9 protein-coding genes and 1 tRNA gene are annotated in these 12,035 nt (G+C 71.1%); all 10 read right to left on the bottom strand.

The genetic code is table 11. The features are described 5' to 3' along the window. Window positions 1–21: 21 nt before the first annotated feature. The gene (locus tag QN152_07520) at window positions 22–1,224 is read right to left on the bottom strand and encodes a DUF4349 domain-containing protein (protein MDR7539363.1); all 1,203 of its coding nucleotides are present in this window, start codon (window positions 1,222–1,224) and stop codon (window positions 22–24) included. Beyond that, a complete protein-coding gene (locus QN152_07525; GenBank protein ID MDR7539364.1) occupies window positions 1,221–1,868 on the bottom strand; it encodes a sigma-70 family RNA polymerase sigma factor in 648 nt (215 codons plus the stop codon). The genes QN152_07520 and QN152_07525 overlap by 4 nt, the downstream gene beginning before the upstream one ends. Before the next feature lie 58 nt (window positions 1,869–1,926). After that, a tRNA-Leu gene (locus tag QN152_07530) sits at window positions 1,927–2,013 on the bottom strand. A gap of 111 nt (window positions 2,014–2,124) precedes the next feature. Further along, complete coding sequence (locus QN152_07535; GenBank protein MDR7539365.1) at window positions 2,125–3,138, bottom strand: hypothetical protein; 1,014 nt, start codon at window positions 3,136–3,138, stop codon at window positions 2,125–2,127. Between the two features lie 13 nt (window positions 3,139–3,151). After that, window positions 3,152–3,889: a DUF881 domain-containing protein gene (locus tag QN152_07540; GenBank protein ID MDR7539366.1), complete on the bottom strand. Its 738-nt coding sequence runs from the start codon at window positions 3,887–3,889 to the stop codon at window positions 3,152–3,154. A 20-nt stretch (window positions 3,890–3,909) separates the two neighbouring features. Next, entirely contained in the window at window positions 3,910–4,518 is a 609-nt protein-coding gene (locus QN152_07545; GenBank protein ID MDR7539367.1) for a TlpA disulfide reductase family protein, read from the bottom strand. Between the two features lies 1 nt (window position 4,519). Beyond that, on the bottom strand, window positions 4,520–8,047 hold the full coding sequence (locus QN152_07550) for a DNA polymerase III subunit alpha (GenBank protein MDR7539368.1): 3,528 nt from the start codon (window positions 8,045–8,047) through the stop codon (window positions 4,520–4,522). 130 nt (window positions 8,048–8,177) lie between these two features. Beyond that, window positions 8,178–9,524 carry a metallopeptidase TldD-related protein gene (locus tag QN152_07555; protein ID MDR7539369.1) on the bottom strand — a complete coding sequence of 449 codons (1,347 nt, stop codon included), beginning with the start codon at window positions 9,522–9,524 and terminating at the stop codon, window positions 8,178–8,180. After that, on the bottom strand, window positions 9,521–10,972 hold the full coding sequence (locus QN152_07560) for a TldD/PmbA family protein (protein ID MDR7539370.1): 1,452 nt from the start codon (window positions 10,970–10,972) through the stop codon (window positions 9,521–9,523). The genes QN152_07555 and QN152_07560 overlap by 4 nt, the downstream gene beginning before the upstream one ends. Window positions 10,973–10,974: 2 nt before the next feature. Then, window positions 10,975–12,035 (bottom strand): aspartate aminotransferase family protein (locus QN152_07565; GenBank protein ID MDR7539371.1); only part of this gene is annotated, 1,061 nt, incomplete at its 5' end.

Below are 12,035 nucleotides of genomic sequence, written 5' to 3' on the forward strand. Positions count from 1 at the left end.
CCGGGTAGCGGCGGAGGGTCCTCAGAGGGAGCTGGCCCCGCGGCGCTGGTAGCGGCGCACGACCCCCCGGCCGGCCAGCCCCACCAGGAGCACGGGGGCCAGGGCGCTCAGGGTGACCACCAGCCGCTCGGCTGCAGCCAGCAGCTGCCGGATCGTTCCCAGGAAGGCCTCCCGCATCCGGCGCCACGAGGCGGTAAAGTCCCAGAAGATCCCGGAACTGCCTCTGGGCTTCTGGCGCAGCCTCACCTCAAGCGCGGCCAGCTCCACGCGGTGGGCCAGAAAGCGCAGCCGCCCGCTCAACCGCTCGATCTCCCCCCGGACGCGGGAGAGTTCCTGCTCGATGGCCAGCAGGTCGGCCACCCGCGTTGCCCGCTCCATAAAGATGAGCAGCTGCCGCTCGTGTCTCTCCAGGTTGCGGATGCGCGCCTGCAGGTCAACGAACTCCTCGGTGACATCCTGCCCGCTCACTCGTCGCCCCCTGACCTGGCCCAGCGCTTCGACCCGCTCCAGCGTGCGGGAGAAGGCCCGGGCGGGCACGCGCAGCACGAAGGTCCCCTGCGGCGGTTCCCCCTGCGAGGTGGTGGACTCGGCGACGAAGCCCCCGCTGTCCTCGGCGATACGCACCAGGGAGGCCGAAGCGTCCTCGAAACTGGCCACCTCCACCGTCAGCTCGGCCTGGCGGACCACCTGCCGCTCGAAGGGCAGACGGGGAGCCTCCGGGACCTGCCCCCGGAGCGGGACGGCGGGGACCCCCACCTGCCGGGTCCGGCCAAGTCCCTCGCTGCTCCCCACCCTCTCCACCGCCTGCACCGGCAGCGGGGGGCGCGCTCCCTGCCGCTCCTCCGCCACCTGCCTGCGCGCGGGCAGGAGGTCCGGCCAGAGGTTGACGGCGAAGAGGGCGACCAGCCCCGCGGCGGCTGCCACCAGCCCCACGCGCCAGAGGGCGCCTCCCGGCGCTGTCACGCCCGATAGTCGGAAACGGGAGCGGACGGGATGACTCTGCTCCGCCTCCAGCTGCTGTCGCACGGCGGCGCGGAGGCCGGCGGGGGCGCGCACCGCCTCCATCTGGCCTAGCAGGGCCACGGTGCGCCGCAGCCCGGCGAGGGCCCCGCGGCAGGCGGCGCAGGCCTCCAGGTGGGCCCCCACCTCGCGTCGCTCTGCGGCGTCGATCCGCCCGTCCAGGTACGCGGAGAGCCGTTCCAGCGGCAGGTGAGCCTCCATCATCCTTCCTCCAGCAGTTCACCCGGTGCCAGATCCCTCAGCGCCCGGCGCAGCGAATCGCGCGCCCGGCTCAGCCGGGAACGCACCGTGCCCAGGGGGATGCGCAGGACGGCGGCGATCTCCTCGTAGGCCAGGCCCTGCAGGTCGCGCAGCACGATCACCACCCGGTGGTCGGGAGAGAGCTGCTGCAGCGCCTGGTGTACCCGCTGCTGGACCTCCCGCCGTTCCGCCTCCCGGTCGGGGTTGTGAGCGCTGGCGGGCAGCGCCACATCCTCCAGAGGAAGGGGCGGTGCCTGTGGCCGGCGGCGCACGATGTCCAGGGCCGCGTTCACGGCGATGCGGTGCAGCCAGGTGCCGAAGGCGGCTTCGTGACGGTAGCGGGGCAGGGCGCGGAAGGCCTTGACGAAGGTCTCCTGCGCCGCATCGTGGGCGTCGTCGGCGTTCCCGGTGATGCGGTAGACGGTATGGTAGACGCGGTCCTGGTGCGCGGCCACCAAGTGGTCAAAGGCGTCCAGGTCGCCGCGGCGGCTGCGCTCGATCAGCGCCCCTTCCGCCGGATCCACCTGCGCCGGCGCTTCACCGGCTGCGGCTTCCGTGGGCCACCTCCCCGCGGGCATCTGTGCCCTGGTCGCCGACATCCGTCCCATTAGACGGAGGCACCCCTCCTGAGTTCCGCTGTGCAGGGGAACAATCGGTAATTCCAGGTGGTGCCGGGGGCGGGACTCGAACCCGCACGGGGTTTCCCCCATCGGTTTTTGAGACCGAAGCGTCTGCCTGTTTCGCCACCCCGGCACACGTGCCTGGTGCAAAGGGTTGCGCAGGACGATGGTAGCACCGCACCACATTGCGGGCAAGGCATGGCACCGGCTTAGAAACCCGGGCAAACAGCTTCTAGTATTTGGATCAGTGTGGCCAGTCCAGAATGGCCAGGTACTGCCGGAAGAAGGCCTCCAGGACTGCCGGCCGGCTCACTGCCTGCAGCAGCAGGCGCAACAGGCGGCGCGGCAGGAACAACACCGCGCCATTTGCCCACAGCAGGACCCGGAAGCGAAGGCGCTCCCGCCACACGATGGAGCGGTAGCGCGACGCGGCCTCCTCCAGGGACCAGCGCCCCTGCAGCACGCCCTGCAGCAGGCGGCCACAGAGTTCCCCGGCCCGCACGGCGGTGCGGATCCCCTCCCCCGTCAGCGGGAGGCACTGGCCCGCCGCATCGCCGGCGAGGAAGGTGCGGCCGACCACCGTTGGGCACAGGCCGGTGGCCAGAAATCCCCCGTGTAGAGGCCCGGGAGCGAGGTCGAAGCGGGAGAGGAAACGGCTCAGGGCGGGCAGCAGCCTGGTCTCTCCCCGGTAGCTGAGCACGCCGAAGCGGGTCACCGCTCCGCAAGAAAAGGCCCAGGCGTAGCCGTCAGAGACCTCCGGCACGAAGTAGAACCGCAGCCCGGTCTCGGGGGGCGCGGGAATCTCCGTTTCCAGGCCGAAGGCCAGCCGCCTCCCCCGCGCCGCCGCGGCCAGCACAGAGCGGGGACCGGTGGCGTCCACGACAGCGCGGGCAGGAAATGTGCCGGCTGTGGTGTGCACGCAGCCGTCCTCAATCCTCAGCACGGAAGCCTGGAGAAAGTGCGCCCCGGTGACGGCAAAGGCCAGCCGGCAGTAGGCTGCGTAGTCGAAGGTGCAGAAGGGCTCGGGAAGCGGCCAGCGTACCGCCTGCGCTCCCACGGTGATGCGCAGATGGTCGTGCCGCTGCAGGATGGCCTCTCCTGCACCCGCGCGTTCTACCAGGGATGCGGGGGCCGCGCAGGCGGAGGTCTGCCCCGCGCCCAGGGGTGCCCGGTCCACAAGCAACGCCACCGGGCCCAGGACGCGGGCGGCGGCCAGACCGGCGAAGCTGGCCCCGGCGATGAACACGGGGTGCTGCACCGCGATCCTCGTCCTACGGCAGCGGCCGTGCGTGCTCGAACCGCACCGGCCGGGACAGAGCCGGGACGCGCAGGCGGTCGTGGCGGGTGACGGCCACGCTCAGGCCGATGGTGCGCAGGGCCTCCACCAGCCCGCCCCGGATGTTCAGGGCACCCTCCAGCGTGGCGGGGTCACCCAGGGCGGTGATGACAAAGGGCCCCTGCAGACGCTCCAGGTCTGCGACCACGGTCCCACCCACCTGCCCGAACCCCGTCATCGCCGTCACCCGGTGGCCGTTGACGGCCACCGCTTCTGCGCCTGCCGCCCACAGCTCGTTGACCACCCCGACGATGTCCTGGTAGGTGACCACCACCGGGTTGCTGCCGGCCGGCCGACTGGGCGCGTCCTTCATGGTCACGGTGACCCCGGGCCCTTCCATGGCCTTCAGACCCACCGCGGTACGCAGCACCTCCAGCTCCCTGGACATGGCGGCGGTCAGGCTCTGCCCCTCGGCTGCGCTCCGCTCGTAGGCCTCCAGCTGCCGGCGCAGCGCGGCCACCTGCGCCTCCAGGGCCGCGTTCGCCTCCCGCTCCTCACGCAAGAGTGTAGCCAGGGCGTAGACATTCCTGGTGGGCACCTCCGGCTGCTGCACCAGGGAGCGACCGGCCCGAGACTGGATGACAAGGAGGAAGCCTAAGGCCAGCAACAGCACCGCGGCCAGCACCTGCAGCACGGGCAGGGCCAGGGGGCGGGGGGCTGCCGGCTGATCCATGGCGGGTGATCCCTCCCGGCTCAGGGTGCCGTCCCGGCCCCGGCCCGGACCAGCCGGCGCTCCAGCTCGGCAGCTCCGGCGGGTCCGATAAACGGACCGACGAACCGGTCGACGAGCATCCCCGATGGGTCGATGAAGATCGAGGTGGGCAGCCCCGTGATCTGGTAGCGCTCCATCAGCCTGCCGCTCCGGTCAAAGACCGCCGGGTAGGGCAGCCCGTGGCGCTGCAGGAAGGCCCTCGCCGCGTCCACCTCGTCCAGAACGGCCACACCGACGAAGACCACCCCGCGGTTGCGGTAGCGCTCGTACACCGTCCGCAGGTCAGGCGCCTCCGCCGCGCACGGGGCGCACCAGGAGGCGAAGAAGTTGAGCAGAACCACCTTCCCCCGAAAGTCGCTGAGGCGGAGCTGGCCGCCCCGGAGGGAGGGAAGGGTAAAGTCGGGAGCCGGACGTCCCGCCAGCAGCGGTGAGGCGGGTGAGCGGCCCGATGGCGGGACCACTGCATAGGGACGAAGCGCCCGGGGGTCCTGCCCGGGTGAGGTGGCGGGAAGGACGAGAAGGTAGGCGAGGCCACCACCGGCCAGCAACCCCACCAGAGCGCCAAGGAACAGACGTCTCCCCCGGGTCATCCTACCGGTCACCCTCCTCCACCCAGGCCGTCCCTGCGCCGAACTCCGACTCCAGGTCCTCAGCCAGCGCGGGGTCGGCACGCACGCGAACCTCCTGGGAGCGAACGACCGTCTCCCGGTCGTCGCGCACCAGGTGCAGGACCAGCGGGTGGTGTCCGGGGTGCCGCTCCAAGGCCACCCGCAACCGCTCCAGCGCCTCCGCGCCGAGGTGGACCGGGAGGCGGACGTGGAGCACCGGGCCTCCCGGCCCCTCCGGGGGCGTCTCCTCCGGCGCCAAAGCGACTGTCCCGCCGTTCCCGTCCGCGCCGGGCGCGTCCTCCGCCAGCAGCGGCTCAGCCTCCGTGAGCGGCTCCGCCACCGGGGCCTCAGCGAGCGGGAAAAGGCTCTCCGCCAGGACCTTCACCTGCTGCTCCGCCACGTCTGCCCGGCCGCGTACCACCAGGACGGCGTCCTTCTTCAGGAGGAAGGCGTTTTGCTCATAGGTCTTGGGGAAGACGATCACCTCCACCGCTCCGGTGAGATCTTCCAGGGTGAGGAAGGCCATCACCGATCCGCTCCTGGTGGTGGTGCGCTTGAGGGCGGTGACGATGCCCCCCACGGTGACCGTGGTCCGATCGGGCACTTCGGAGAGCTGGCCGATGGGCAGGCTGACCCGCGCCGCCAGGTCCTCCTGCAGGTGAGCCAGCGGGTGGTCGGAGATGTACAGGCCCAGCATCTCCTTCTCCATGGCCAGGCGCTCCCGGTCGCTGAACTCCTCCACCGGGAGGAGTGGCGGGGACTCGACCGCGGGCCCGTCCAGGGCGAAGAGGCCCTGCTGCGGGGAGTCGCGCAGCCGCTGCACCCGCTGCGCCGCCGCCAGGGCCTGGTCCAGGCTGGCCAGCAGCTGCGCCCGGGGCTGGCCCAGGGAATCCAGCGCTCCCGCCTTGATCAGGCTCTCCAGAACCCGCTTGTTCACCACCCGCCCGTCCACCCGGGCGCACAGGTCGGTCAGGGAGCTGAAGGGACCCTCCTGCCGCGCGCGGATGATCTCCTGCACGGCGCCCGCTCCCACGTGCTTCACCGCGCTGAGCCCGAAGCGGATGGCCTCGCCCTCCACCGAGAAGTTCTCCTCCGAGGCGTTCACGTCCGGGGGGAGGACGCGGATGCCCATGCGCCGCGCCTCCGCCACGGCCAGCGCCACCTTGGCCATCCAGTCCTGCCCCTGCGCCTCGTGGGTGAGCACCGCGGTCATGTACTCCACGGGGTAGTTGGCCTTGAGGTAGGCGGTGTAGTAGGCGATCAGGCCGTAGCAGGCGGCGTGCGCCCGGTTGAAGCCGTAACGGGCAAAGGGCTCGAACTGCTCCCACAGCTGGTCGGCGGTGCGCCGGGGGATGCCGCGGCGGCGGCACCCGGCGATGAACTTCTCCCGTTGCGCCTCCAGCTTGTCCTTGATCTTCTTCCCCACCGCGTAGCGCAGGACGTCCGCCTCGGCCAGGGTGTAGCCTGCGGCCGCCTGGGCCACCGCCATCACGTCCTCCTGGTAGACCATCACCCCGTAGGTCTCGCGGAGCACGGGCTCCAGTGAGGGATGCAGGTAGGTGATGGGCTCGCGGCCGTGCTTGCGGCGGATGTAGGCGGGGATGTTGGCCATGGGCCCGGGGCGGAAGAGGGCCACCATGGCCATGATGTCCTCGATGCGTGAGGGGCGCAGCTCCTTCAGGTAGCGGGTCATCCCCGCCCCCTCCAGCTGGAAGATCCCCACCGTCTCCCCGGCGGAGAGGAGGTCGTAGGTCTTCTGGTCGTCCAGGGGGATGGCCTTCAGGTCGATGCGCATCCCCCGGGTGCGGGCGATGATGCGCAGGGCGGTGTCCAGGATGGTGAGGTTGATCAGCCCGAGGAAGTCCATCTTCAGCAGGCCGATCTTCTCCACCGCATTCATGTCGTACTGGGTCATCACCAGGTCGCCCTTGGTGGACTTCTGCAGGGGAACGTGCTCGATGAGCGGGTCACGGGAAATGATCACGCCAGCGGCGTGGGTGCTGGCATGGCGGGCGACGCCTTCCAGTTTCTGGGCCAGATCCAGCAGGCGCCGCACCTGGGGGTTCTCCTGAGCGCTGCGGGCCAGTTCGGGGTCGGCACGCAGGGCCTCGTCGATGGAGGCGTGGAAGGGGATGAGCTTGGCGATGCGATCCACCTCGCCGTAGGGGAGTCCCATCACCCGGCCCACATCCCGCACCGCCTGCCGCGCCCCCATGGTGCCGAAGGTGATGATCTGGGCCACGTGGTCGATGCCGTAGCGCTCGATGACGTAGCGGATCACCTCGTCGCGCCGGCTGTCCATGAAGTCCACGTCGATGTCCGGCGGGGTGACCCGTTCCAGGTTGAGGAACCGCTCGAAGGGGAGGCGGTACTGCAGGGGGTCCACGTCGGTCACGCCCAGGGCGTAGAGGACCAGGCTGCCGGCGGCGGACCCGCGCACGGTGGTGAGGATGCCCTGGCGGCGGGCGAAGTTGACAAAGTCCTGGACGATGAGGAAGTAGGCGGCGTAGCCCGTGCGGGCGATGATCTCCAGCTCATGGTCCAGGCGCGCCTGCACCTCGGGGGTGATCCGGCCAAAGAGGCGGTGCAGCCCGGCTTCGCACAGGCGGCGCAGGTAGCTGTCGGCGGTCTCCCCCGGCGGCACGGGAAAGTGGGGCAGGCGCAGCCGCCCCATCTCGATCTCCACGTGCGCGCGCTCCGCGATCTCCAGCGGCGTGCGCACAGCCTGGGGGATCTCGGCGAAGAGGCGGCTCATCTCCTCGGCGCTCTTCAGGTAGAACTGGGGCACGTTCCCCATGCGCGGCTTGTCCGTCTGCTCCAGACCGATGTTCATCTGGATGCACATGAGTGCGTCCTGCGCGTCCGCCTCGTCCGGGCGCACGTAGTGCACGTCGTTGGTGGCCAGCAGCGGCAGGTCCAGCTCCCGGGCCAGGCGCAGCATCCCCTGGATCACGCGGGCTTCCTCAGGCAGGCCGTGGTTCTGCACCTCCAGGAAGAAGTTTCCCGGCCCGAAGATGTCCCGGTAGGCGGCGGCGATCTCCCGCGCGCCCGCCAGATCGTCGCGCAGGATCGCCCGGGCCACCTCCCCCTGCACGCAGGCGGAGGAGCCCACCAGGCCCCGGCTGTGGCGGGCCAGGACCTCGCGGTCGATCCGCGGCTTGTAGTAGAAGCCCTCCAGGTGCGCCACCGTGGTCAGAGCCATCAGGTTGCGGTACCCCTCGGTGCTGGTGGCCAGCAGGATCAGGTGGGCGGGGTTGGCGTCCAGCTTGGGGTCCCGGTCGGAGAGCCGCCGCGGGGCCACGTAGGCCTCCACACCCAGGATGGGGGTCAGACCGTACTCCCGCGCCGCCAGGAAGAACTCGATGGCGCCGTACATCGCCCCGTGGTCGGTCAGGGCGACGGCAGGCATACCCAGCCGCACCGCCTCCTCCATCAGGGGGCGGATGCGGCTGTGGCCATCGAGCAGCGAGTACTCTGTGTGCAGGTGGCAGTGGACGAACGGGTCAGACATCCGCAGGTCCTCTTCCAGAGTTTACCGCCGGAAGCCTCTCCGGGGCCACCACAAGTCACCGGGGCAGCACGCCCAGGACTTCCCTCCCAGGCGGGACGACAGGGAAGGGAGGTTCCCCTGATAGCCGGAGCTAGAAGGGCGTGAGGCCGGTAAAGGTAAACCGGCGGACGGCAACCGGGGGCGCGAACACGGCCAGCTCCTCCCCTACCAGCCGGCCATTCGCGCCGATCTCTTCCACGGCGGCAAAGACCTCCAGGATGGAGACATTGAAGCGCAGGTTGCGCAGCGCCCGGACAATCCGCCCGCCCTCCACCAGGAAGGTCCCGTCCCGCGTCATCCCCGTGATCAACGTCCGTGCCGGATGTACCACGCGCACGTAGTGGAAGCGGGTGACCAGCAGGCCGCGCTCCGTAGCCGCGACCAACTCCTCCAGCGAGCGCCGCCCGGGGGCCATGAGCATGTGGGTGGGCATCGGCCCGAAGGGGTTGGGCTGAGGGAGGGCGTGCGCCGTGTTGGGCACCCCCGCCCGGTGGGCCGTCCGGCTGTCGTAGGCTACCCCCACGGCCACCCCCTCGCGCACCAGGTCGAGGCGGCGCTTCGGCAACCCCTCAAAGTCGAAGGGGAGGCCGATCGTGCGCGGGTCCGTGGCATCATCCCAGATCTGTACCCGCGGGTCCATCACCCGCTGGCCCAGGCGCGTGGCCAGCGCGCTGCGCCCCTCCAGCACCGCCTTCCCGTTGAACGTGGTCATGGCCAGGAAGGCGAGCATCAGGCCCACGGCCGGAGGCTCCAGGATCACCGGGTACGTTCCCGGCTCCAGGTCTACGGGGTGGCGGGCGGCCCGCGCCCTGGCGGCCGCAAGTGCTCCCAGGGAGGTCAGGTCCAGGCGGTCCAGATCAGCGTCGATGGCCTGGACGTAGCCGCTGCCTTCCCCCTCCTGTACCACCGCCACCAGGCTGGCCCGCGAGCGCCGGCCGTAGGCCCGCACCCCCCTGGAGTTGACCACGGCCAGGGCAAAGACCCCGGTCTCCAGGGCGCCGGCAGCCGGGCTCTCCCCGCAGGCCTGGACGAAGTGGCGCACCGCCTCCGCCCGCCTATGCGGAGTCGCCTCCGCTGTGGCCGGCACGCTGCCCTCGTACACCAGCGGCCCGCCCGGGGGCGCAGGCAGGCCGGGGAAGTCCGGGTCTGGAGGGATCTGGCGAGCGATGGCCACAGCACGCGCCAGTACCTGGTTCATCTCCGTGTGAACCAGCCGGTTGGTGCGCAGGCCGGCCACGCGACCGTCCACGACGACGCGCAACAGCAGGTGCGCGTCCTCCTCGACCACGTTCTGGTGGATGCGCGAGCCGGCGAAGCGGGTGAGCCCGGCGCGCCGGGCCACCAGCACCCCCTCGGTCTGGTCGGCAGGGGAACGGTCGACGACCTCCTCCAGCAGGTGGAAGGCCGCATCCGGACCCGGCAGGCCTTCGCGGCTCACCGCGAACCCACCTGCACGCCGCGGAAACGGGTGGGGCCGGCGGGGTGGCCGGTGTGCGCCACTTGAGCCGGCTGCCCCTTGCCGCAGTTGGGCGTGCCCCGGGCGCGGAACTCGGCGGGGCCAGCCACGCGGTCTAACGACGCCCAGAACTGCGGGGTGATCCCGCTGTAGACCGGCTGCTTGAAAAGGCGCCCCCGCCGGCCGCGGCGGATCTCCCAGGCGATCTCGCAGCCAAACTGGAAGTTCAGCCGCCGGTCGTCGATGGACCACGACTTGTTGGTGCACATGAGCACACCTTCGTCGGTGTCGGCGATGAGGTCCTCCAGCGTGCCGGAGTCCGGCAGCAGCCCCACGTTGGTCATGCGCACCAGCGGGATGCGGTTCCAGGAGGAGGCGCGCGCCGCCCCGTTGCTGCGCTGCCCGAGCAGCAAAGCGGTCTCCCGGTTCGTGAGGACGTGGCGCAGGACACCGCACTCCACAATGACCACCCGCTGGGCCGGTACCCCCTCATCGTCGAAGCCGAAAGTGCCCAGGGCGCCGGGCAGCGTGGCGTCGGCAATGATGTGCATGGCCTCCGAACCGTAGCGCAGGCTGCCGATGTCCCCGGGAGTGATGAAGCTGGTCCCCGCGTAGGCGGCCTCAGTGCCCAGGATGCGGTCGAACTCGATGGCATGGCCCACGGACTCGTGGATCTGCAGCGCGGTCTGGTCGCCGTCCAGGATGAGCGTGGTCACAGCGGTCGGACAGGGCGGCGCCAGCAGGAGCGCCGCCGCCTCCTCGGCGGTCTGCTGGGCGTGGCCCGCCAGGTCCAGGGCCTCCACCAGCTCGTATCCCCCGGTGCCGAAGTCCCCTCGAAACGACGCCGGGTAGGAACGGCGCTGCACCTCGCCGTCGTGCACCGCCACCGCGGCGATACCGCCGCCGCTCTCCGTGATGAGCTGGTCGATGGCTGCTCCTTCACTGCTGCGGAACCGCTTGGCGGTCCGCCAGAAATCCATGAAGCCCTCGGCCACACGCACACCCGGGACACGCAGCATGGCCTCTGTGGCTTCAGCCAGCAGGGCCAGCATCTCCTCCAGGGGTACCTCCCAGGGGTCACGACGCACCGGGTTGGCCCAGGCAGCCCGCACCGGCTCCTGCGGCGCCAGGCGTACCGCCGGCCCGTCCAGCAGACGCGATGCCCGGGCAACCTCCACCGCCTGCAACGCGGCCCCCGTGACCGCCTCAGGCTCGGGGCGGGGAGTGCAGGCGAACCCCCAGCCGCCGTCCATCAGGACCCGCACTCCCAGTCCTTCGTCGTCGTCGGTCACCACTGCCTCCGGTCGGCCGTTCTTCACACTCAGGCTCAGCGTCTGGCTGCGAACCACACGCACCTCCACGTACTCCCCCCCCGCAGCGACGCCCGCGTCCACAGCCCGCTCGGCCAGCCCTTCCCACGGGTCCCCCATCCTTACTCACCCCCCACCTTCGCGAGTACGGCGGTGGCCCCATGCTCCTGGACCGCAGCCAGCGCCCCATCCAGCACCTGCAGGCCCTCCTCCAGCAGGTCTTCCGAGATCACCAGCGGCATGAGGAAGCGGATGACATTCCCCAGGACGCCGGCGCGCAGCAACAGGACACCCTGGGCCAGGGCGTGCCACAGCACCGCCGAGGCCTCCGCGGTCGCCGGGGCCTTGCTCTCCCGGTCGGTCACCAGCTCCGCCGCCACCATAGCCCCCAGGCCGCGCACGTCGCCGACCAGGGGGTAGCGCCGCGCCATGGCCTCAAGGCGGTCGCGCAGGAGCTGCCCCAGCCGCTGCGCCCGCTCCACCAGCCGCTCCTCCTCCATCACCTCCAGGACGGCCAGCGCGGCGGCACAGGCCAGCGGGTTCCCCGGATAGGTGCCTCCCAGCGCCCCGGCGTGTACCGACGAGAAGACCTCCTCCCGGCCGACGAGCCCTGAGAGGGGCAGTCCTGCCGCCAGCGACTTGCCGACCACCAGCAGGTCGGGCTCGATGCCGGCGTGCTCCACGGCAAAGAACCTCCCCGTGCGACCCAACCCTGTCTGCACCTCGTCCACCACCAGCAACGCACCGATCCGGTCGCAGAAGGCCCGCAGGGCGGGGAGGAAGTCCGGAGGCGGGACGATGAAGCCGCCCTCGCCCAGCACGGGCTCGACGACCACGGCGGCTACCTGCGCCGCATCCACATGGGTGGCCAGCATGGCCTCCAGTCGGCGGAGCACAAAGGCGGTGGCATCGGGCTCGGGGCTGCGGTAGGGATCCGGATAGGGAGCGCGGTAGACCTCGGGCATGAACGGCCCCATGCCCCGCTTGTAGGGGTGCACCCGACTGGTCAGGGAGAGCGCCATGTAGGTGCGCCCGTGGAAGGCGCCCTCGAAGGCGATGACCGCCGGCCGGCCGGTGGCCAGGCGTGCCACCTTCACCGCGTTCTCCACCGCCTCCGCCCCCGAGTTGAAGAAGGCCACCCGCTTGGAACCCGCCCCCGGAGCGCGGGCGGCCAGCCGCTCGG

Source organism: Armatimonadota bacterium (assembly GCA_031459715.1).
In the GTDB taxonomy this organism is placed as follows: domain Bacteria; phylum Sysuimicrobiota; class Sysuimicrobiia; order Sysuimicrobiales; family Humicultoraceae; genus Humicultor; species Humicultor tengchongensis.